This is a genomic window from Micromonospora sp. NPDC048907 (assembly GCF_055586885.1).
The window spans coordinates 85,912-108,424 of sequence record NZ_JBVJHI010000006.1 but is presented as its reverse complement, the minus strand read 5'-3'; the positions used below and the strand labels follow the sequence as shown (position 1 = coordinate 108,424).

The 22,513-nt window shown below is 74.9% G+C and carries 14 protein-coding genes; 5 read left to right on the top strand and 9 right to left on the bottom strand.

What is annotated here, in order from left to right; translation table 11 throughout:
* Positions 1–7 precede the first annotated feature (7 nt).
* On the bottom strand, positions 8–1,291 hold the full coding sequence (locus ACZ6PY_RS21980) for an ABC transporter substrate-binding protein (RefSeq protein WP_466074783.1): 1,284 nt from the start codon (positions 1,289–1,291) through the stop codon (positions 8–10).
* Between the two features lie 343 nt (positions 1,292–1,634).
* On the opposite strand from ACZ6PY_RS21980, the gene ACZ6PY_RS21975 reads away from it, so the two are divergent.
* Positions 1,635–2,654, top strand: coding sequence for a LacI family DNA-binding transcriptional regulator (locus ACZ6PY_RS21975; RefSeq protein ID WP_466074782.1), 1,020 nt, complete (start codon positions 1,635–1,637; stop codon positions 2,652–2,654).
* Positions 2,655–2,685: 31 nt separating this feature from the next.
* Here the strand turns inward: ACZ6PY_RS21975 and ACZ6PY_RS21970 are convergent, their stop codons facing one another.
* Positions 2,686–5,004, bottom strand: a complete 2,319-nt coding sequence (locus ACZ6PY_RS21970) for a putative bifunctional diguanylate cyclase/phosphodiesterase (protein ID WP_466074781.1) — start codon at positions 5,002–5,004, stop codon at positions 2,686–2,688.
* Positions 5,005–5,241: 237 nt separating this feature from the next.
* Between ACZ6PY_RS21970 and ACZ6PY_RS21965 the strand changes: the two genes are divergently transcribed.
* The gene (locus ACZ6PY_RS21965) at positions 5,242–5,619 is read left to right on the top strand and encodes a PH domain-containing protein (protein WP_466074780.1); all 378 of its coding nucleotides are present in this window, start codon (positions 5,242–5,244) and stop codon (positions 5,617–5,619) included.
* Positions 5,620–5,623: 4 nt separating this feature from the next.
* Here the strand turns inward: ACZ6PY_RS21965 and ACZ6PY_RS21960 are convergent, their stop codons facing one another.
* Positions 5,624–6,550: a 2-hydroxyacid dehydrogenase gene (locus ACZ6PY_RS21960; protein WP_466074779.1), complete on the bottom strand. Its 927-nt coding sequence runs from the start codon at positions 6,548–6,550 to the stop codon at positions 5,624–5,626.
* 141 nt (positions 6,551–6,691) lie between these two features.
* Between ACZ6PY_RS21960 and ACZ6PY_RS21955 the strand changes: the two genes are divergently transcribed.
* From ACZ6PY_RS21955 to ACZ6PY_RS21945, 3 genes are read left to right on the top strand one after another with little or no spacing between them, the layout of a single operon-like run.
* Positions 6,692–8,497 (top strand): SpoIIE family protein phosphatase, encoded by a 1,806-nt coding sequence (locus tag ACZ6PY_RS21955; RefSeq protein WP_466074778.1) that lies wholly within the window; start codon positions 6,692–6,694, stop codon positions 8,495–8,497.
* A 57-nt stretch (positions 8,498–8,554) separates the two neighbouring features.
* Positions 8,555–9,730 (top strand): PQQ-dependent sugar dehydrogenase, encoded by a 1,176-nt coding sequence (locus tag ACZ6PY_RS21950; protein WP_466074777.1) that lies wholly within the window; start codon positions 8,555–8,557, stop codon positions 9,728–9,730.
* A 53-nt stretch (positions 9,731–9,783) separates the two neighbouring features.
* Positions 9,784–11,394, top strand: a complete 1,611-nt coding sequence (locus ACZ6PY_RS21945) for a metallophosphoesterase (protein ID WP_466074776.1) — start codon at positions 9,784–9,786, stop codon at positions 11,392–11,394.
* 3 nt (positions 11,395–11,397) lie between these two features.
* Here ACZ6PY_RS21945 and ACZ6PY_RS21940 read toward each other — a convergent pair whose 3' ends face one another.
* The 6 genes from ACZ6PY_RS21940 to ligA form a co-directional block, all read right to left on the bottom strand.
* Complete coding sequence (locus tag ACZ6PY_RS21940) at positions 11,398–13,755, bottom strand: transketolase-like TK C-terminal-containing protein (protein WP_466074775.1); 2,358 nt, start codon at positions 13,753–13,755, stop codon at positions 11,398–11,400.
* Between the two features lie 118 nt (positions 13,756–13,873).
* Entirely contained in the window at positions 13,874–15,373 is a 1,500-nt protein-coding gene (gene gatB, locus ACZ6PY_RS21935; RefSeq protein WP_466074774.1) for an Asp-tRNA(Asn)/Glu-tRNA(Gln) amidotransferase subunit GatB, read from the bottom strand.
* A gap of 13 nt (positions 15,374–15,386) precedes the next feature.
* Positions 15,387–16,862 carry an Asp-tRNA(Asn)/Glu-tRNA(Gln) amidotransferase subunit GatA gene (gene gatA, locus ACZ6PY_RS21930; protein ID WP_466074773.1) on the bottom strand — a complete coding sequence of 492 codons (1,476 nt, stop codon included), beginning with the start codon at positions 16,860–16,862 and terminating at the stop codon, positions 15,387–15,389.
* Complete coding sequence (gatC, locus tag ACZ6PY_RS21925) at positions 16,859–17,164, bottom strand: Asp-tRNA(Asn)/Glu-tRNA(Gln) amidotransferase subunit GatC (RefSeq protein ID WP_091268917.1); 306 nt, start codon at positions 17,162–17,164, stop codon at positions 16,859–16,861. The genes gatA and gatC overlap by 4 nt, the downstream gene beginning before the upstream one ends.
* A gap of 231 nt (positions 17,165–17,395) precedes the next feature.
* Positions 17,396–20,197 carry a GGDEF domain-containing phosphodiesterase gene (locus tag ACZ6PY_RS21920; RefSeq protein WP_466074772.1) on the bottom strand — a complete coding sequence of 934 codons (2,802 nt, stop codon included), beginning with the start codon at positions 20,195–20,197 and terminating at the stop codon, positions 17,396–17,398.
* Between the two features lie 148 nt (positions 20,198–20,345).
* A complete protein-coding gene (ligA, locus tag ACZ6PY_RS21915; protein WP_466074771.1) occupies positions 20,346–22,481 on the bottom strand; it encodes an NAD-dependent DNA ligase LigA in 2,136 nt (711 codons plus the stop codon).
* Between the last annotated feature and the right edge of the window lie 32 nt (positions 22,482–22,513).

The window sequence follows — 22,513 nt, the reverse complement described above, 5'->3', positions numbered from 1 at the left end:
GCGTCCGTCAGGACTTGGCGGCCTTGTCGGCCTCCTTGACCGCCTCGGCCCAGGCGGCGTCCGGCTTCAGGCTCTTGTTCTCGACCCGCCGGATCACGTTCTCCACGGCGACCCGGGTCGGGCCGTTCTTCTTGCCCAGGTACTGCGGGGTGAGGCCCTGCGCCATCTTGGGGAAGATCTGGCCGACCGGGGCGTTGTTGAAGAACGGGTTCTTGAAGTCGGCGATGGCCGGATCGGCGTAGAGCGCCGGCTGCGAGGGCAGGTTGCCGACCTTCTTGAAGATCTCAATCTGCTGCTCGGGCGCGACCAGCCACTCCAGCAGCTTGTACGCCTCGTCGACGTGCTTGCCCTGCTTGGGGATGGTCAGGAACGAGCCGCCCCAGTTGCCGCCGCCACCGGGGACCGCGGCGATGTCCCACTTGCCCTGGGTGCCGGGGGCGGTGTCCTTGATGTGGCCGAGCATCCACGCCGGGCAGGCGAGCACGGCGAAGGCGCCGCTGGTGAAGCCCTTGTCCCAGTCGGCCTGGAAGCTGACCAGGTTGGCCGACAGCCCGGCCTGGACGGCCCTGACGGTGTAGTCGAAGGCGACCTTCGGGCCGCCGTCCATCTGGAGCTGCTCCTGGTCGGTGTAGAAGCCGACCTGCTGCTGGCCGAGGATCGGGTTGAACAGGTTGGTGCCGGCGTCGATGAACTTCTTGTGGGTCTTCGCGGTGTACTGCTGCCCGACCTCCAGGAACCTGTCCCAGTCGGGCCAGAGCGCGGAGACCTGGTCCCGGTCGGTGGGCAGGCCGGCGGCCTTGAACAGGTCGGTGCGGTAGCACATGGCCAGGCCGCCGACGTCGGTGCCGAGGCCGATCTGGGTCTTGCCGTCGGCGGAGAGCGACTGCTTCCACTTCCAGGGCAGGTACTTGCTCTCGTACGACCCGGCGCCCTTGTCCAGCAGGTTGACGAACTTGTCGGACTGGCTGCGGAACTGGACCATGAAGCCCTCGTCGATCGCCGCGATGTCGGGCGCGCCGTTGCCGGCGACGAGCTTCTTCTGCAGGTCCTCGTGCTGCGCGTTGTACTCGCCGGAGTTCAGCTGGATCTTGACGTTCGGGTGGTCGGCCTCGTACTTCGCCTTGAGGTCCTGGAGGCCGAAGTCGCCCCAGAAATTGATCTTCAGGGTGACCTGGCCGTCGGCGGCGTCCGAGCCACCGGTGGTGCTCTTGCCGCTGCAGGCCGCGACCATGACCAGGCTGACGGCACCCACGGTGGCCGCCCGGGCCCAGTGCGTCCAGGACCGTTTCATGTCATCCTCCGCGCCGAATATGGGAACGCTCCCGAGATCGAGAGACGTTGACTGAACCGGATAAGTGAGGACACCGTACGGGCGGCCTCCTGGGCTGTCAACGGCCGGTTACGAGCGGGACCGCCCGGTAACCTGATCGACGCAGCCCGCAGGGGTTTCGCGCCCTGTGGCAACCGGACCCGGGACGGGCGAGGCCCAACGGGATCGGCTGCTTAACCGAACAAGCGGTGGGCCGGCGTGCCGCGCCGGCCACGCCGTGAGCCGGTGCAGTAGCGTGACAAACCGCCGGTCACCCCCGGCGGAAACGGGCCCGCGAGGGCCGGACCAGTGGAGGAGCGCGCCGGTGAAGCGGCCGACCATCGCCGATGTCGCCCGGCGGGCCGGGGTCTCCAAGGGCGCGGTGTCGTACGCGCTGAACGGCCAGCCCGGCGTGTCCGAGGCGACCCGGCAGCGGATCCTGGCGATCGCCGCCGAGATCGGGTTCAGCCCGAGCAGCGCCGCCCGGGCGCTCTCCGGCGCCACCGCAAAGGCCGTCGGCCTGGCCCTGTGCCGCCCCGCCCGGATACTGGGCATCGAGCCCTTCTTCATGGAGCTGATCAGCGGCGTGGAGGCCGAACTGTCGGCCCGCTCGTACGCGCTGACCCTCCAGGTGGTCGCCGACCAGGACGCCGAGATCGCCGTCTACCGCCGGTGGTGGGCCGAGCGCCGGGTGGACGGCGTCTTCCTGTGCGACCTGCGCACCGACGACCGGCGGGTGCCGGCGCTGGAGGAGTTGCAACTGCCGGCCGTCGTCATCGGCGGCCCCGGCCACACCGGCAGCCTGGCCAGCGTCTGGTCCGACGACGCGGCGGCCCTGGTCGAGACGGTGGAGTACCTGGTCGCGCTCGGGCACCGGCGGATCGCCCGGGTGGGCGGGCTCCCCTCGCTGCTGCACACCGAGATCCGCACCGACGCGTTCACCGAGGTGTGCCGGCGGCTCGGGCTGGACGAGGCCACGACGGTCTGGTCCGACTACACCGGCGAGGAGGGCGCGCGGGCCACCCGGCGCCTGCTCAGCTCCGCCGCCCGGCCCACCGCGGTGATCTACGACAACGACGTGATGGCGATCGCCGGGCTGTCCGTGGCCCAGGAGATGGGGCTGGCCGTCCCCGGCGACCTGTCCATCGTGGCCTGGGACGACTCCCCGCTCTGCCAGCTCGTGCACCCGCCGCTGACCGCGCTGGGCCGGGACATCCCCGCGTACGGGGCGCACGCCGCGCGGCAGCTCCTGGCCGTGATCGCCGGCGAGCCGGTGACCGGGCTCCAGGACGAGACCGCCCACCTCACCCCGCGCGGCAGCACCGCACCCCCGCGCCCCCGATGAACCGGTTCAGCGATCCGGCTGGACGGCCAGGTCAGCGGGACGTCGAGGGGAACTCCTCGAACCACGCCTCCACCCGCTCGGCGGGGGCCGGGCGGGCCAGCGCGAAGCCCTGCCCGTAACGGCAGCCGGCCCGGCGCGCCCCGGCCACCTGGGCGTCGGACTCCAGCCCCTCCACCACCACCTCCAGGCCGAGCCGGTCGCCCAGGTTGGCCACCACGTCGATGAGTGGGCGCTGCCCGTCCGCGCCCGGCCCGACCAGGTGCGGGCCCACCTTCAGCAGGTCGATCGGCAGCCGGCGGAGCTGGGCGAGCGAGGCGTGCTCGGCGCGGAAGTCGTCCAGCGCGGTGCGGACGCCGAGCGAGCGGAGACCGGCGAGCCGGGCCACCACGGTCGACAGCTCGCGGGCCACGGCCGGCTCGGCGACCTCCACCACCAGGCGCTCCGGCGGCACGTCGTACGCGGCCAGGGCCGTCGCCGTGCGGGCCACGAAGTCGGGGGCGGCCAGCTCGCGGGGCGTGACGTTGACCGCCATCCACAGCTCCCGGCCCCCCTCCGACCAGTCGGCGAGCTGCCGGCAGGCCCGGTCCAGCACCCACCGCCCGACCTCGCCGAGCAGGTCGAGGTCGGCCGCGACGGGCAGCAGCTCCGCCGGCAGCACCGTGCCCAGCGCGGGGCTGCGCCAGCGCAGCAGCGCCTCGGTGCCCACCGGTTGCCGGTCGGCCAGCGCCAGCACCGGCTGGTAGACCAGGTCCAGCTCGCCCCGGGCGACCGCGCCCGGCAGCTCCCGCTCCAGGTCCAGCCGGCGGACCAGCTGCTCCTCCAGGTACGCGTCGTACCACTCGACCCGGTCGCGGCCGAGCTGCACGGCGCGCCGCCGGGCCAGGTCGGCCTGGCGCAGCACGTCCCCCGGGTCGCCGCCGGTGGTCTCGGCCAGCCCGATGCTGGCCCGGAGCCGGCTCGTCCCGCCGGGCCGCGGGCACGGCTCGGCGAGCGCGGCCAGCAGGCGGATGCCCAGCGCGTACGCGGGCACCGGCCCGAGGTCGGTGAGCACGGCGAACTCGGTGTCGGTGAGCCGGGCCACCAGGTCGTTGGGGCCCGCGCCGGACCGGAGCCGGTGGACGACCTCGGCCAGCACCGGCCCGTCGGGCACCGCCATCCCGTCGCCGTGCAGGTCGACCACGAGCAGCGCGCCGCCGGTGCGCCGGGCGAGGACGCGGACCAGCTCGCCCCGGTCGGCCGGTGGAGCGTCGGCCGGCCACTCACCGTCGCCCGCCAGGAGCCGCAGGCGCGCCTCGCTCGCGGCCAGCCGCTCGGCCCGGCGCCGGTGATCGGCGGCGGCGAGCACCTCCCGCACCACCATCGGCGGGATGACGGACAGGCCCAGGGCGATCTCCGGGGCGGTGAACTGCCCCACCGTCCACAGGTGGTGGCCGGCGGCCAGCGCCGCGATGCCGGCCGGCGCCGTCAGCCCGGGCCAGGCGGCCGGCGCGACGCCGGTGCGGGGCCGCTCCCCGGCCGCGGTACGCCGGGCGCCGGCAGCGGTCAGCAGCGCGCCGGCCAGCAGCGGCGGCGCGACGGCCAGCAGGGCCCCGTCCGGGGCGGTGCAGGCGAGCAGGACCACGAGCAGGGCCAGCCCGCCCAGCGTGGCGGCCGCCCCGGCGTGGCAGAGGGCCGCACCCGGTCGCCGGCGCCGCTCGGCGACCGCGGCCACCAGCAGCACGGCCAGCGCCAGTGCGCCACCGACGCTGGCCGCGCGCGCGGCCGGCGGCACCGGGCCGGCCGGCAGCAGCACCCAGCCGGCGAAGACCAGGCTGACACCGAGGCCCATCACGTCCACGCCACGGTTCAGCCGTTCCGCGCCGGAGAGCCGCGAGCGGCCGGGCAGCCGGAGCAGGGCGACGGCGTACAGCGGGGTGGTGAACGCCAGGCCGGTCAGGGCGACCGGCAGCCGGTGCGCGGGATCGCTCAGCGGCAGCACCGCCACGGTGAGCCCGGCGGCCAGCACGGCGACGTCGAGGATCCCGGCGACCCGGCGGGACAGCGCCACCCGGCGGGCCCGCCGCCCGGTCGGCCGGGCGGCGGCCGGCTCGGGCGGGTCCGGCGGCGCGGTGGCGCCGGACCGTTCGGCGGGCGGGGCGGCGGCCGGCGGCCCGGGTGGGGCGCCGGCCAGCCAGGCGAGCCGGACGCAGGCCAGGGCGGAGCCACCGGCCACGGCCAGCGCCACGGCGGCGGGGCCGGGGACCAGGCCGGCGGCGCCGGCGAGGACGAACAGCGCGCCGGCGAGCGACACGACGAGATCGGACAGCGGTGGCCGCCGGCGGGGACCGGCGGCGGGGCGGGTGACGGGCACGGCGGTCGCCTTCGTGAGGGGGCACGGGGCGGTGCGGTTGCGGTACGACGTGCGGGGTCAACGGGCGGATGCGGCTGCGACCGGCACCGGACGGGGAACCGGGTGCGGCCACGCCCATAAACGATCCCGGACGCCCAGGGTTACGCGACACAACACGTGACGCCCGTCACACCGAGGGTCCGGCCGCTGCCGCCGCCCGCGGGGATGGCCGCCGGCCCGAGGTGGGATCATCGGGAGGTGAGCCGCGCCGACACCGTCCGTTTCCGCTACAACCAGGCGATCCTGGTCGCCGCGCTCGTCGCGTTCATCGGCGCGCTGCCGGTCGCCACCGCGCGCTGGTGGCTGCTCTGGGTGCTGCTGATCCCGCTCGCCGTCGGCGTCTGGGCGTGGCGGGCCGGCACCGACGCGGACGCCCGCGAGCTGCGACTGCGAGCCCTCGTCGGCCAGCGGCGGGTGCCCTGGACGCGGGTCGCCGAGCTGGCCACCGACCCGCGCGGCCGGGCGGTCGCCCGGCTCGACGACGGCGAGACGCTGGTGCTCCCCGCCGTCCGCGCCGCCGACCTGCCCCGGCTCATCTCCGCCACCGGGCAGGCACTGCCCGAGTCCGCCGCCTGACCCGTCAGTAGCCGTCGACCACCCGGTTGGTCAGCGGCTCCCCGGCGGCGAACCGGCGCACCTGCTCCCCCACCAGCCGGTACGCCCGCGGCAGCAGGCCGCGGACCGAGCCGGCCACGTGCGGGGTGAGCAGCACGTTGGGCAGGTCCCACAGGGGATGACCGGCCGGCAGCGGCTCCGGGTCGGTCACGTCCAGCGCGGCCCGCAGCCGCCCCGACGCCAGCTCGGCGACCAGCGCGGAGGTGCGGGCCACCGGGCCGCGGGCGGCGTTGACCAGCAGCGCCCCGTCGGGCATCGCGGCCAGGAACTTCTCGTCGACCAGCCCCCGGGTCTGCTCGGTCAACGGCACCAGCAGGACCACCACGTCGGCCTCGGGCAGCAGGGCCGGCAGCTCGTCGACGCCGTGCACCCCCTCGGCCGGGCGGGGCGTCCGGGCGACCAGGGTGAAGCTCACCTCGAACGGGGCCAGCCGGGCGTGGACCGCCGAGCCGATCGAGCCCGCGCCGACGATCAGCACCCGCTTGCCGGCCAGCTCGTCGGTCGGGGCCACCTCGTCGTACGCCCACTCGCGGCGGGCCTGGGCGCGGGCCAGCGGCCCGAAGCCGCGCAGCGCGGAGAGGATCGCGGCGACCACCCACTCGGCGGTGGCCGAGTCGTGGACGCCGCGTGCGTCGCAGAGCGTCACGCCCTCGGGAATCCGCCCCACCCAGGCGTCCGCCCCGGCGGAGAGGAGCTGCACCACCTTCAGGTCGGGCAGCTCGGCAAGGAGCGCGCCGGCGTCCGGGCCGGCGAGGAAGGGCGGCACCCAGAACCGCACGCCGCTCGGGGACGACGGCGGCCGGGCCGGGTCCTCCAGCACCTCCACGGTGACACCCTCGGGCAGCTCGCCGAGGAGGCGCCGGCCGGCCGGGTGCGGAATCCATACCTTCACGACCGCCGACGATAGCCGCCCCGGACGGCGCGGGCGGCGCGGCCCGTGACGACCGCCGCTTGCCGGGGTTGACGGTCGCCCTCGGGAGGTATAACCGTGCGGAGCGCCGGCCGGCGTTCCCGACTCCGGAGACAGGTGGCGATGAGCGAGGACACTTCGGGGCGCCCGGCCGTGCCGCTTCCGACGCTGGCCGAACCCGGGCGGCTGCGGTCCCTCGCGGAGACCCGCCTCGGCGCGGCGCCCGACGAGGCGTTCGACCGGTTCGCCCGGCTGGTCGCCGACCTGCTCGACGTGCCGGTGGCGCTGGTCTCGCTGGTCACCGCCGACCGCCAGATCCTCCCCGGCGCGACCGGCCTGCCCGAGCCGTGGGCCGCCCGGCGGGAGACGCCGCTGAGCCATTCGTTCTGCCAGCACGTGGTCGAGATCGAGGCGCCCATGGTGCTGCCCGACGCCCGGCTCCACCCCCGGGTGCGCGGGAACCTGGCCGTCGAGGACCTCGGCGTCGTCGCGTACGCCGGGATGCCGCTGACCGATCTGGACGGCCGGGTGCTGGGCTCGCTGTGCGCCGTCGACAGCAAGCCCCGGGCCTGGACCGCCGAGCAGCTGCGCACCCTCGCCGACCTGGCCGCCGCCTGCTCCTCCGAGCTGCGCCTGCGGATCGCCCTGCGCAGCACCGAGCAGGCCCGGCGCCGCGCCGAGGAGGCGCACGACCGGCTCGCCATGCTGGCCGGGATGAGCGAGACGCTGGGCGGCACGCTCGACGTGGCCACGGCGGTCGACCGGCTCGGGCGCGCCATGGTCCCGCTGTTCGCCGACTGGTGCCTGATCACCCTCACCGACCCGGCGGGCCGGCCGCGCAGCGTCTCCGGCGCACACCGGGACCCGGACCGCGCCGCCGACCTGGCCCGGTTCGCCGAACTGCTGGCCACCGGCCTCGGCCCGGACTCGGTCATCCGGTCGGTGCTGCGGACCGGGCGCCCGGTCATCCGCGGCACGGCCACCCTGGCCGAGATCGGGCGGGGCACCACCGACGCGGACCTGGTGCCGCTCGCCGAGCGGCTGGGCTTCGGCTCCCACCTCAGTGTGCCGATCACCGCCGCCGGTGACCGGGTCATCGGCGCCGTCACGCTTGTCAACGGGCCGTCCCGGCGCGGGTTCGACGGGAGCGACCTGCGGACCGCGCTGGACATCGGCCGCCGGGCCAGCCAGGCCGTGGGCAACAGCCGGCTCTACGGCGAGCAGCGGCACGTCGCCGAGGTGTTGCAGCACAGCATGCTGCCCACCCTGCCCGTGGTGCCCGCCGTGGAGCTGGCCGCCCGCTACCAGCCGGCGGCGGACCGGGTGGAGGTGGGCGGCGACTGGTACGACGCCTTCGTGCAGCCCGACGGCGACCTCGTCGCCGGGATCGGGGATGTCGCCGGGCACGACATCGAGGCCGCGGCGACCATGGGGCAGCTGCGCAACCTGGTGCGCGGCGACGCGTACGGGCGGGACGACCCGGTCGACGAGCTGATGACCCACCTCGACCGGGCGATCCAGGGGCTGCCCGTCCCGACCGTGGCCTCCGCCGTGCTGGCCCGGATCCGCCCGGCCGCGCCCGGGCTCCGGGTCTCCTGGTGCAACGCGGGCCACCCGCCGCCGCTGCTGGTCCCCGCCCACGGCCCGGTGCGGGTGCTGGACGGGATCCGGGGACCGCTGCTCGGCCTGGCCCACCCGCCCCGGCGCGGGCGCCGCGAGCTGACCCTCGCCCCCGGTGACACCCTGCTGCTGCACACCGACGGGCTGATCGAACGCCGGGACCGGCCGATCGACGAGGGGCAGGCCGAGCTGATCACGCAGCTCGCCGGCGCCGCCGGGCTGCCCCTCGCGGTCCTCTGCGACAAGCTGCTCGCCGCCGCCCAAAGCCGGGAGGACGACGTCGCGCTGCTCGCCCTGCGCGCCCGTTGAGCCGCGGCTCGGTTCGTCGGGCCCGGTTCGCCACCCGGCCCGGCTAGGCTGGGCCAGGTGAGGCCGCGTCCCCCGTACCCCCGCGCCGGCCGCCTCCGGGCGGCGCTGGCGGCGTCCTGCGCGACCCTGCTGCTGGGCACCGCCGGTTGCGCCTTCGGCGACCCCGATCCCGACCCGGCCGGCGAGCCGCCCAACCTCCCCTCGCCGTCCACCTCGGCCAGTCCCGGCGGCGCCGGCCAGCAGGTGGTGGCCACGGTGCTGGCGAAGGGGCTGGCGGTGCCCTGGGGCATCGCCTTCCTGCCCGACGGCGCCGCGCTGGTCACCGAACGGGACAGCGGGCGGATCCTGCAGGTCGGCCCGGATTCGGGGCCGGAGGGGATGACCGTCCGGGTGGTGCAGACCGTGCCGGACGTGGCGGCCGCCGGCGAGGGCGGGCTGCTCGGCATCGCGGTCTCCCCCGCGTACGCCCGCGACCGCACGGTCTTCGTCTACTACACCAGCGCCGAGGACAACCGGATCGCGAAGCTGGAGCTGGGCCGGCCGCCGACGCCGATCGTCACCGGCATCCCGAAGGCCGGCAACCACAACGGCGGTGGGCTGGGCTTCGGCCCCGACGGCTTCCTCTACGCCAGTACCGGCGACGCCGGGCAGACCGCGCACGCGCAGGACCCGAAGAGCCTCGGCGGCAAGATCCTGCGGCTCACCCGGGACGGCAAGCCCGCCCCCGGCAACCCCACCGCCGGCTCCCCGGTCTGGTCGACCGGGCACCGCAACGTGCAGGGGTTCGCCTGGACACCGGACAAGCGGATGTACGCCGTGGAGTTCGGCCAGAACACCTGGGACGAGATCAACCAGATCAACAAGGGCGGCAACTACGGCTGGCCGCAGGTCGAGGGGCGCGGCGACGACCGGCGCTACGTCAACCCGATCGTGCAGTGGCGCACCGGCGACGCCTCCTGCTCCGGCCTGGCGGCCGTGCAGCGGCTGCTGATCACCGCCTGCCTGCGCGGTCAGCGGCTCTGGCTGGTCGAGCTGGCCGGCACCGGCACGGTCCTCGGCCAGCCGCGCGAGCTGCTCACCGGCCGGTACGGCCGGCTGCGCGCCGCCGCCGTGGCGCCGGACGGCTCGGTCTGGGTGAGCACCTCCAACCGGGACGGGCGGGGCAAGCCGGGCGGCGACGACGACCGGATCCTGCGACTGGTCTTCGCCGACGGCGGCGCCGGGCGCAGCTGATCCGCTTCCCCGGGTTTGCCAAGATCCTTCGACGGGCAGGTCAGAATCTCAGCATGGACGGCCAGGAGAACGAGCAGCACAGCGGCGGGGACGGGGCGACACCGGAGGACGGGCGCGCCCGCCGCCGGTGGCGTCCCGGCAGCGGTCTGCGCCGGCTCGGCGTCGTGCTGGCCGTGCTCGCGGTCACCTTCACGGGGGTGGTGGCCGGCACGTACGCGGGCGGGCACGTGGGCACCGACATCGGGCCGTTCCGCGCCCAGCTCAACCTCAGCCCGTCGCTGACCGGCGGCACCACCGTCGACATTCCGCCGCTGGGCGCGCTGCTGCTGGACAGCCACGACGGGCCGGCCTATCTGACCGTCGAGCTGGGCGCGCTCGACCAGCGGCGGACCGAGGCGCTGATCGACGACCCGGCCAGCATCAGCCGGGCCAGCCAGTCGGCGGTCGAGGACGTGCGGGCCGGGGTCATGCGGCTCGGCCTGAAGACCCTGGCCTCGGCGGTGCTGGCCACCCTGCTGCTGGCCGGACTGCTCTTCCGGGACGTGCGGCGCACCGCGTGGGCCGGCGGGCTGGCGCTGGTGGTCACCGCCGGCAGCCTCGGCCTGGCCGCCGCCACCATCCGGCCCCAGGCCATCGAGGAGCCGCGCTACGAGGGGCTGCTGGTCAACGCGCCGGCGATCGTCGGTGACGCGCGGCGGATCGCCAACGACTACACCAAGTACGCCGAGCAGCTGCAACGGTTGGTCGGCAACGTCAGCAAGCTCTACACGACGGTCTCCGCGCTGCCGGTGGTCCAGCCGTCGCCCGGCACCACGCGGGTGCTGCACGTCTCCGACATGCACCTCAATCCCACCGGCTGGCAGCTCATCCGCACGGTGGTGGAGCAGTTCGGCATCGACGTGGTGATCGACACCGGCGACATCACCGACTGGGGCAGCGAGCCCGAGGCGTCCTTCGTCGGCTCGATCGGCCTGCTCAAGAAGCCGTACGTCTACATCCGCGGCAACCACGACTCGGCGCGCACCGCCGCCGCCGTGGCCGCCCAGCCGAACGCCGTCGTGCTGAACAACTCCACGACCACCGTCGCCGGGCTGACCATCGCCGGCATCGGCGACCCGCGGTTCACCCCGGACAAGGAGACCTCGCCGGCCGGCAGCGGGCTCACCAACGTGGTCGCCGACCAGGTGATCGGGGCCGGCGAGCAGCTCGCCGCCACGGTGCGGAACTCGCCGAAGCCGGTGAACATCGCGCTGGTGCACGACCCGGCCTCGGCCGGCCCGCTCTCCGGCACCTGCCCGCTGGTGCTGGCCGGGCACACCCACGCCCGGCAGGTGTCGAAGCTGCCGCAGGTGCCGGACAAGCAGCCCACCCAGCTCTTCGTGGAGGGCTCCACGGGCGGCGCCGGGCTGCGCGGCCTGGAGGGCGAGAAGCCCACCCCGCTGTCGATGTCGGTGCTCTACTTCGACCAGCAGAAGCTGCTCCAGGCCTACGACGACATCACCGTGGGCGGCACCGGGCAGTCGCAGGTCAACCTGGAACGGCACATCATCCAGGACCCGACGAAGGGCGACCAGGTGCCGGTCACCCCGACCCCGACCCGGGGCGGGCCCGTCTCGCCCGCCCCGAACGGCAGCCCGACCGCGACGCCCAGCCCCACCGGCTGAGCCTCAGCGCAGCGACAGGGCGGCCAGCGCCGCGTTGACGATGCTGCCGGGCAGCAGGTCGTGGAGCTCGTACAGTTCGCCGACACTGCCGGACTGGCCGAACTCGTCCACCCCGAGCGGCACGGCCGGGGCGCCGAGCGCCGAACCGAGCCAGGCCATCGCGTGCGAGGCGGCGTCGTGCACGGTGACCACCGGCACCCGGTCGGCGAAGGCCGACCGCAGCGCGCCGGGCACGCTCGGCACGGTCGCGGTCCGCACGCCCTGGCGCAGGGTCCGCTGCCAGGCCCGGTAGAGCCGGTCCAGGCTGGTCACGTCGACCACGTGCGCCGCGACGCCCTCCTCCGCCAGCTCCGCGGCGGCCGCGAGGACCTCCGGCAGCACCGCGCCGGAGGCGGCGAGCTGCACGACCGGGGCGTCCGCCAGATGGGGGTACGCCTCGTGCGCGTCGACGAGCCGGTACGCGCCCGCCACCACCTGCCGGCGCAGCACCGCGTCGCCGATCCGCGCCCGGGCCGCCTCGAACGGCGCCTGGTCGACCGGGCGGGTGCTGAGGCGGAAGTAGTACGCGCCGTCCTCGGCCGGCGCGGCCGTGGCGGCCGGGGCCGCTCCCCCGGCGATCTGGCCGAGCGCGTCGCAGAGCAGCCAGTCGAGGCTGCCCGCGTACGCGGGCTCGCAGAAGGTGACGCCGGGCAGCTCCAGGCCCACCGAGGCGGTGATGGTCGACTGGTGGGCCCCACCCTCGGGGGCCAGGGTGATGCCGGACGGGGTGCCGGCCACCACGAACCGGGAGCCGGAGTAGGTGCCGTAGAGGAACGCGTCCAGGCCGCGCAGCACGAACGGGTCGTAGACCGTGCCGACCGGCAGCAGCGGCTGCCCGGACAGGTCCCACGACAGGCCGAGCTGGCCGAGGAGCAGGAACAGGTTCATCTCGGAGATGCCCAGCTCGATGTGCTGACCGGCCGGGGTCTCCGTCCAGCGCAGCATCCGGTCCTCGGTCCAGGAACGCTGCTCGGTGGGGGCGAACACCCCGGTCTTGTTGATGAACCCGGCCAGGTTGGTGGAGGTGGCCACGTCCGGCGCGGTGGTGACCAGGTAGGGCGCGACCTTCGGGTCGCGGGCCAGGTCGACGAGCACCCGGCCGAAGACCTCCTGGGTGGAGACGGGCTTGTTCACCCGTACCTTCGTGGTCTCCGGGACGGTGACCCCCAGCGCCCGCTCCCGCGGCGCGCGGGCCAGCGCCTCCCGGCGCTCGCCGGCCCGGATGCCGGCCGGGGACGCCGGGTCGAGCCGGTCCCACTCGGTGTCGCGGGTCAGGCCGTGCGCGGCGCGCAGCGCGTCGACCTGCTCGCTGGTGAGCAGCGCCGAGTGGTTGCGCGGGTTGCCGGCGATCGGCAGGCCCCAGCCCTTGACCGTGTAGGCGAAGACCACGCTGGGCCGGTCGGTGACCGCGTCGCACTGGGCGTACGCGTCGAGCATCGCCTGGAGGTCGTGCCCGCCCAGGTCGGTGACGAGCGGGCCCAGCTCGTCGTCGGGGATGTCGGCCACGAAGGCGGCCACCTCGGCCGGGGCGCCGTCCAGGAACTGCTTGCGCAGGGCCGGCCCGGCCAGCCCGAACAGCGACTGGTACTGCTCGTTGGGCATCAGGTCGATCCAGTCGCGCAGCGCCGCCCCGCCCGGCCGCGCGTACGCCTCGGCGAGCTTGCGGCCGTACTTGACCTCGACCACGTGCCAGCCGGCGGCCTCGAACTGGCCGCGCCACTGGTTGATCCGCACCCCGGGGACGACCCGGTCCAGCGACTGGCGGTTGAAGTCGACAAGCCACATCACGTTGCCCAGCCCGGTGGTGGCCGGGTCGGCGACGGCCTCCCAGATATTGCCCTCGTCCAGTTCGGCGTCGCCGATGAGGGCGATGAACCGGGAGTGCGGCCGCTCGCCGAAGTGCGCGTCGACGTAGCGGCGGGTGACCGCCGCGAACAGCGGCGCGGCCGCGCCCAGGCCGACCGAGCCGGTCGAGAAGTCCACCCCGTCCGGGTCCTTGGTCCGCGACGGGTACGACTGCAGCCCGCCGCGCGCCCGCAGCTTCGGCAGGTAGGACCGGTCCAGGTTGCCGAGCAGGTACTGGACGGCGTGGTAGACCGGCGAGGCGTGCGGCTTGACCGCGACCCGGTCCTCGGCGTCCAGGTGGGCGAACCAGAGCGCGGTCATGGCGGTGACCAGCGAGGCGCTGGACGCCTGGTGGCCGCCGACCTTCACGCCGTCGCCGGTGTCCCGGTCGTGGTTCGCCGCGTCCACGATGCGGGTGGCGAGCCAGAGCACCCGCCGCTGGATCTCGTCGAGGACGTCGAGGTCGTGCTGGTTCACGGTGACTCCATCCGGGCGTCGCCGTTGACGCCCACGCGCGAGGGGTGCGGGGTGGCCGCGTGTGCGGAACAGACCGGGGGCCGCCGCCGGGTCACGACGGCGGCCCTCGGGACGGGACTCAGCCCTGGACGCCGAGGCGCGCCAGGATCAGCTCGCGGACGGTCTTGGCGTCGGCCTGGCCGCGGGTGGTCTTCATGACCGCGCCGACCAGCGCGCCGGCCGCCGCGACCTTGCCGCTGCGGATCTTGTCGGCGATGCCCGGGTTGGCGGCGATCGCCTCGTCCACGGCGGCGGTGAGCGCGCCGGTGTCGGAGACCACCTCGAGGTTGCGGTTGGTCATGATCTCGGTCGGCGAGCCCTCGCCGGCCACCACGCCCTCCAGCACCGTACGGGCCAGCTTGTCGTTGAGCTTGCCGGCGTCGACCAGGCCCTGCAGCTCGGCGACCTGCACCGGGGTGGCCCCGACGTCGGCCAGCTCCACGCCGCTCTCGTTGGCCCGGCGGGACAGCTCGCCCAGCCACCACTTGCGGGCGCCGGCCGGGGTCGCCCCGGCGGCCACCGTCGCCTCGATCAGCTCGACCGCGCCGGCGTTGACCACCGACTGCATGTCCAGGTCGGACAGGCCCCAGTCCTGCTGGATCCGCTTGCGGCGCAGCCGCGGCAGCTCCGGCAGGGCCGCCTTCAGCTCGGCCACCCAGGCGGTGTCCGGCGCGAGCGGGACCAGGTCCGGCTCCGGGAAGTACCGGTAGTCGGTGGCGGTCTCCTTGGACCGGCCGGGGGTGGTGTCCCCGGTGTCCTCGTGGAAGTGCCGGGTCTCCTGGGTGATGCTGCCGCCGGCGTCGAGCACCGACGCCTGGCGCAGCATCTCCGAGCGGACCGCCCGCTCGACCGAACGCAGCGAGTTGACGTTCTTGGTCTCGGTGCGGGTGCCCCACTCCTCGCCCGGCCGGTTCAGCGACGTGTTGACGTCGCAGCGCAGCGAGCCCTCCTCCATCCGGACGTCGGAGACACCCAGCGAGCGGATCACGTCGCGCAGCTCGGTGACGTACGCCCGGGCCACCTCGGGAGCGAGCGCCCCCGTGCCGGGGATCGGCTTGGTGACGATCTCGACGAGGGGGATGCCGGCACGGTTGTAGTCGACGAGCGACTCGGTGGCGCCGTGGATCCGGCCGGTCGCCCCGCCGACGTGCAGCGTCTTGCCGGTGTCCTCCTCCAGGTGCACCCGCTCGATGCCGATCCGCACGGTCTCGCCGTTGACGTCGACGTCCAGGTAGCCGTCGACGCAGAGCGGCTCGTCGTACTGGCTGATCTGGAAGTTCTTCGGCATGTCCGGGTAGAAGTAGTTCTTCCGGGCGAACCGGCACCACTCGGCGATCGAGCAGTTCAGCGCCAGGCCGATCCGGATGGTCGCCTCGATGGCCGCCTTGTTGGCCACCGGCAGCGAGCCGGGCAGGCCCAGGCAGACCGGGCAGACCCGGGTGTTCGGCTCGCCGCCGAAGTCCGTCGGGCAGCCGCACCACATCTTGGTGTTCGTGCCCAGCTCGACGTGGGTCTCCAGGCCGATCACCGGTTCCCAGCGCGCCACGACCTCGTCGTACGCGGGCAGTGTCGTCGTCATCGGTGCTCCTGCCTCACAGTGCCGGTGGGGTGAAGGTGCCGACCGTGGACTCCAGCGCGGCGGCGATCCGGTACATCCGGTCGTCGGCCATCGTCGGGGCCATGATCTGGAAACCGACCGGAAGCCCCTCGGACAGGCCGCACGGCACCGAGATGGCCGGTCCGCCGTACAGGTTGGTCGGGATGGTGAACAGGTCGGCCAGGTACATCTGGTAGGGGTCGGCGGTGCGCGCCCCGATCGGGAAGGCCACGAACGGGGTGGTCGGCGAGATGAGCGCGTCCACCCCCTCGAAGGCGGCCGTGAAGTCCCGGGTGATCAGCGTCCGGACCTTCTGCGCCTGCCCGTAGTAGGCGTCGTAGTAGCCCGAGGACAGCGCGTAGGTGCCGATCATGATGCGCCGCTTGACCTCGGGGCCGAAGCCCGCCTCCCGGGTCAGCGACATGACCTCTTCGAGGGACCGGTTGCCGTCGTCGCCGACCCGCAGGCCGAACCGGACGCCGTCGAACCGGGCCAGGTTGGAGGAGCACTCGCTCGGCGCGATCAGGTAGTAGGCCGGCAGCGCGTACTTGAAGTGCGGGCACGAGACGTCGACGATTTCGGCGCCCAGCTTCGCCAGGGCCTCCACGGCCTCGCGGAACGCGGCCATCACACCCGGCTCGGCGCCCTCGCCGGTGAACTCGGTGACCACACCGAGCTTCACCCCGGTCAGGTCGCCGGACGCGCCGAGCCGCGCCGCGCCGACCACGTCCGGCACCGGGGCCGGGATCGACGTGGAGTCGCGCGGGTCGTGACCGCCGATCACCTGGTGCAGCAGCGCGGCGTCCAGCACGTTGCGCGCGCACGGGCCGGGGGTGTCCAGCGAGGAGGAGAACGCCACCAGGCCGTAACGGGAGGTGCCGCCGTAGGTGGGCTTCGCCCCGACGGTGCCGGTGACCGCGCCGGGCTGGCGGATCGAGCCGCCGGTGTCCGAGCCGATTGACAGCGGCGCCTCGTACGCGGCCAGCGCCGCGGCGCTGCCACCACCGGAGCCGCCGGGGATCCGCTCCAGGTCCCACGGGTTGCGGGTCGGACCGTACGCCGAGTATTCGGTGGAGGAGCCCATGGCGAACTCGTCCATGTTGGTCTTGCCGAGCATCACCGTGCCGGCGGCGCGCAGCCGCTCGACGATCGTCGAGTCGTACGGCGGGCGCCAGCCCTCCAGGATCTTCGAGCCCACCGTGGTCGGCACGCCCTTCGTGGTGAGCACGTCCTTCACGGCGACCGGCACGCCGGCCAGCGGCCCCAGTTCCTCGCCGGCGGCCCGGCGCTCGTCCACGCTCCGGGCGGCGGCCAGCGCCCCCTCGGTGTCGACGTGCAGGAAGGCGTGGACCTGCTCGTCGACCGCGGCGATCCGGTCCAGGTGGGCCCGCGTGACCTCCACGGCGGAGGTCTCGCCCGTCGCCACCAGGCCGGCGATCTCGGCGGCGGTGAGCCGGGTCAGGTCAGTCATGAAGCCACATCCTCGTCCAGGATCCGCGGGACGCGGAACCGCTGCTCCTCGGCGTCGGGCGCACCCGACAGCGCCTCCTGCGGGGTCAGGCACGGCGTCACCACGTCCTCGCGGAGGACGTTGGTCAGCGGCACCGAGTGGGACGTCGGCGGGATGTCCGCCGCGGCGACCTCGCCGACCTGGGCGACCGACTGGAGGATCACGTCCAGCTGGCCGGCGAAGGTGTCCAACTCCTCCTCGGTGACGGCGAGCCGCGACAGTCGCGCGAGATGCGCGACCTCCTCGCGGGAGATGGCGGCCATCGGGTGCCCCCTTCGTGGCTGTCCTGCTGCGTCTGCGGTGTGCCGGCCGCGCGCTCGCCGGGGACGATGACACGCGGTGACCGGAGCGAGTCTATTGCCCTCGGGTCGGGTCGACGCCTCCGACTCCCGGTGCCCGCCCGCCGGCCCGCCAGCCGGTGTGCCGTTCAACGGGCCGGGCCCGCCGGGCCGGTGTGCCGTTCAACGGGCCGGGCCCGCCGGCCGGTGTGCCGTTCAGCGGGCCGGGCGGCGTGGTCCCTCGCCGTCCGCCGTCACGGCCGGGTGGACCGGCCGGTACCGGGACAGCCAGGTGACCAGCTCCCCGGCCGGCATGGGCCGGGCGTAGAACCAGCCCTGCGCCACGTCGCAGCCGGCCGCGTGCAGCAGCCGCCAGGTGCGCTCGTCCTCGACGCCCTCGGCCACCACCCGCAGCCCGAGCGCCCCGGCCAGCTCGATCATCGAGCGGACGATCGCCGCGTCGTCGGCGTCGTCGGCCATCCCGAGCACGAACGACCGGTCCACCTTCACCTCGGACAGCGGCAGCCGGCGCAGGTGCTGCAGCGACGAGTAGCCGGTGCCGAAGTCGTCAAGCGCGATGCCGACCCCGATCCGGTGGAGCTGGGTGATGCTGGCCAGCACCCGCCGCGGGTCGGCCATCAGCGCGCCCTCGGTGATCTCCACCTGCAACCGGTCCGGCGGCACGCCGTACCGGGCCAGCCGGTCGGCGATCTGGTCGGCGATCTCGCCGGTGTGCAGGTCCCGGACGCTGACGTTGAGCGCGGCGCGCAGCGTGACGCCGGCGGCGGACCACTTGGCGACCTGCTCCACCACGTCGTCCACCACCCGGCGGGTGAGCAGCCGCATCACCGCGCTCTGTTCGGCGACCTGGATCAGCTCACCGGGGTCGACCATGCCCCGGCGCGGGTGCCGCCAGCGCAGCAGCGCCTCGACGCCGACCACCTCGCCGGTCGCGATGGCGATCTGCGGCTGGTAGTACATGGTGATCTCGCCCGGATCCCCGGCCGGGTCGTCGAGCCCGGCAGAACCGGTGCCGCGCTGCGCGGCCGCCCGGCTCGCGCCACCGCCGGCAACCCCGACCCGGCCGGCCAGGAGATCGGAAGCGCCGCCCTCCGGACGCGCGGCGGACACCGTCTCGGCGCGGCCACCGGGCACCGCCCCCGACTCGGCCACCGCCCCGGGCCGACCGCCGGGCACCGCCCCCGACTCGGCCACCGCCCCGGACTCGGCCACCGCGCCGGGCCGGGCCTCGGCCACCGCCCCGGGCCGGGCCTCGGCCACCGCGCCGGGCAGGTCGTCGGCGACCGCCCCGGCCCGGGCGTCGGGCACCGCCCCGGTGTCGCCGCCGTAGGCCGGGTGCAGCCGGTCGCCGTCGCCGGGCGACGGGGTCTCCGGCGGGGTCGCGCGGGTGGCCCGGCGGCGGATCGGGTCGGCGCCCGTGACGATCCGGTTGATCAACTCGTCGTCGTGCCGCACCTCCACCCGCTCGCGCCGCCGCAGCCGCCACCGCGCCGGCGGCTCCAGGTCCCGGCGCGGCGTCAGGCGCGCCCCGCCGGGGGACCCGGCCCGCGCCCCGCCGGCCCGCCCGCCGTTGCGGGGCAGGCCGTCGCCACGGGCCGGCCGGGCCGCCGGGGCGGACAGGCCGGGCGCCGGGGCGAGCGCCGCGCCGTCGCCGCCGCGGACGCCCGTCGGCTCCTCGGCCCGGACCGGCGGCCCGGACTCCAGCACCCGGCGCAGGTCGGCGAGGAGGCTCAACCGCTCGGCGGAGTTGTGGTCGGACTCGGGCGCGTAGACGGCCACGGTGTCGTTGCGGTGCTTCGCGTCGTACATGGCCACGTCGGCGTGGCGCATCAGGGTGGCGAAGTCCTCGCCGTGCTCCGGGAAGAGGGCGATGCCGATGGAACCGCCCACGTCCAGCGGCAGGCCGTCCAGCGGCACCGGCTCGGTGAGCGCGGCCACCACCCGGTCGGCCCGCTCGCGGGCCTGGTCGGTGCCGGTGAGGCCGGGTACGACGATGGCGAACTCGTCGCCGCCGAGCCGCGCCACCAGCTCCTCCCCGTCGGCCACCTCGATGAGGCGGGCGCTCACCTCGACCAGCAGCCGGTCACCCACCGCGTGCCCGAGCGCGTCGTTGACGTGCTTGAACCGGTCGAGGTCCAGCAGCAGCAGGGCCAGGTGGGCGTCCGGCTCGCCGCGGGCGGCCCGCTCGGCGTGCAGGTGCACCTGCTCGGCCACCTCGGTGAGCAGGGCCTTGCGGTTGGGCAGCCCGGTGAGTGGGTCGAGGTCGGCGAGCTGCTCCCGCTCGGCGGAGAGCCGGGCCATCCGGTAGACCGCGAACAGCGGCACCAGCACCAGCGGGATCAGCGCGGCGCTGGCCCGGGCGGCGGCCACCAGCACCGGGGCGAGCAGCAGGAGCGAGCCGGTGGAGAGCAGCTCGTAGGCCAGGCCCTGCCGGACGCTGGGCCACCAGCGGTCGCCGAACCGCAGCCGGATCGCGCAGCTGACCAGGCCGTAGTTGACGACGAACCAGGTGGCCGTGGCGCCACCCACCGCCGCCACGTCGGTCCAGTGCAGCCGGCCGTCGCCGAAGAGCTCGCCCGGGCCGAGCCGGCTGACGGCGTACGCGGCGCCCAGCGCGCACGCGTACTGGGCCCCGTTGAAGGCGGTGCGCCAGCCGGCGTAGCCGAGCCGCCAGCCGGAGACGGCCACCGCCACGGCCTGCACGGCGACGGCCGGGCCGAGCCCCCAGCCGAGGAGGATGGCGAACGTGAAGCAGGTCGACGGGAAGACCGCCGAGGTCTGCCGTCGGCCGGGCGGCACGAACGGGCGGGCGTCGCAGGCGACGGCGAGCGCCGCCATGGTCCAGAAGGCGGCCGGCAGGTGCGGCAGGTCGTCGGGAAGCGCGGCCAGCGGCCCGGCCGAGACGAGCAGGGCCAGGACGCCGACCACGGTGACGAAGCCGAAGAACGGCCCGGTCCGCCCGGGCGGGACGGAGTTTCGCGGGTCGCCGGTCTCCATCGCACCTCCCGGGGTCGGCCCTGGCACGCGCGGTCACGCGCCGTACGCCAATGAAACGCCCTCGGTGCCGATTTCCCCGACACGACAGTCACGAATCGGTCGTAGTCGTAATTAAGTTGGAATGCGCGGCAGAGCCGCCGGGAGCGGGTCAGCCCTCGACGCGGGCCACCTCGCGGGCCGCGTCCGGGCCGGACTCCAGCAGCACCCGGAAGCCCTCCTCGTCGAGGATCGGCAGCTTGAGGTCGGCGGCCTTGTCGGCCTTGGACCCGGGATTGTCGCCCACCACCACGAAGCCGGTCTTCTTGGAGACCGAACCGGTGACCTTGCCTCCCCGGCTCTGGATCGCCTCGGACGCCTGGTCGCGGCTGAACCCGGCCAGCGTGCCGGTGACCACCACGGTCACCCCTTCGAGCGGGCGCGGGCCCTCCTCGCCGGCCTCCTCGGCCATCCGCACGCCGGACTCGGCCCACTTGCGCACCACCTCGCGGTGCCAGTCGACGGCGAACCACTCCTTGATGCTGGCGGCGATGGTCGGGCCGACGCCGTCCACCGAGGACAGCTCCTCCTCGCCGGCCGCGTCGATCGCCTCGACCGAGCGGAAGTGCCGGGCGAGCGCCTGCGCCGCGGTCGGGCCGACGTGCCGGATGGAGAGCGCGACCAGCACCCGCCACAGCTCCCGCTCCTTGGCCACGGCCAGGTTGTCGAGCAGCTTGGTGGCGTTGCTGCCCAGCGTGCCGTCCTTGTTGACGAAGAACGGCGAGCGGGAGAGCTGCTCGGCGTCGAGCGCGAACAGGTCGCCCTCGTCCTGGATGATCCCGGCGTCGAGCAGCGCGGCGGCGCCCTTGTAGCCGAGCACCTCGATGTCGAAGGCGCCGCGGCCGGCCAGGTGGAAGACCCGTTCCCGGAGCTGCGCCGGGCAGCTGCGCGAGTTGGGGCAGCGGATGTCGACGTCGCCCTCCTTGGCCGGCGCGAGCGGTGTGCCGCAGGCCGGGCAGGCGGTGGGCATGACGAACGGGCGGGCGTCGGCCGGGCGGAGGTCGACCACCGGGCCGAGCACCTCGGGGATGACGTCGCCGGCCTTGCGCAGCACCACCGTGTCGCCGATGAGCACGCCCTTGCGCTCGACCTCGCGGGCGTTGTGCAGGGTGGCCAGGGCGACCGTGGAGCCGGCCACCCGGACCGGTTCGAGGACGGCGAACGGGGTGACCCGGCCGGTGCGCCCGACGTTGACGTCGATGTCGAGGAGCTTGGTGGTGACCTCCTCGGGCGGGTACTTGAAGGCGATGGCCCAGCGCGGCGCGCGGCTGGTCGAGCCGAGCCGCCCCTGGATGGAGACCGGGTCGACCTTGACCACCACGCCGTCGATCTCGTGCTCGACGTCGTGCCGGTGCTCGGCGTAGTAGGCGATGTATTCCGCCACCCCGGCCAGGTCGGGCACCACCCGCCAGCGGTCGCTGGTCGGCAGCCCCCACGCCCTGAGCGCCGCGTAGGACTCGGACTGCGCGGCCGGCTGGAAGCCCCGGCGGGCGCCGATGCCGTGCACCACCAGGCGCAGCGGGCGGGAGGCGGTGATCCGCGGGTCCTTCTGGCGCAGGCTGCCGGCGGCCGCGTTGCGCGGGTTGGCGAACGGCGCCTTGCCCTGCTCGACCAGGCCGGCGTTGAGGTCGGCGAAGGCGGCCACCGGGAAGTAGATCTCGCCGCGCACCTCGAGGAACTCCGGCACGTCGGGGAAGTCGTCGGACGGGGTCAGCCGGGCCGGCACGTCCCGGATGCTGCGCACGTTGGCGGTGACGTCCTCACCCGTGCGCCCGTCACCCCGGGTGGCGGCCCGGATCAGCCGCCCCTTCTCGTAGGTGAGGTTGATGGCCAGGCCGTCGACCTTCAGCTCGCACAGGTAGGGCACCGGGCCGCCGGCGTCCCGCTCGACCCGCTCGGCCCAGGCCGCCAGCTCCTCGTCGGCGAAGGCGTTGTCGAGCGAGAGCATCCGCTCGGCGTGGGTGACCGGGGTGAAGTCGGTGGAGAAGGTGCCGCCGACGCGCTGGGTCGGCGAGTCGGGGGTGCGCAGCGCCGGGTACTGCTCCTCCAGCGCCTCCAGCTCCCGCAGCTGCTTGTCGAACTCGGCGTCGGAGATGGTCGGCGCGTCCAGCACGTAGTAGCGGTACTGGTGCTCGGTGAGCTCCTGGCTCAGCGTGGCGTGCCGCTCCCGCGCCTCCGGGGTCGGCTCGGCGCCGGCCGCCGCCTCCTGCGCGGGGCTGACCGCCTGGGGAATCGCTTCTTCGGACACCCTGCCGCCTTCGGACACCGCTGTCGACCTCC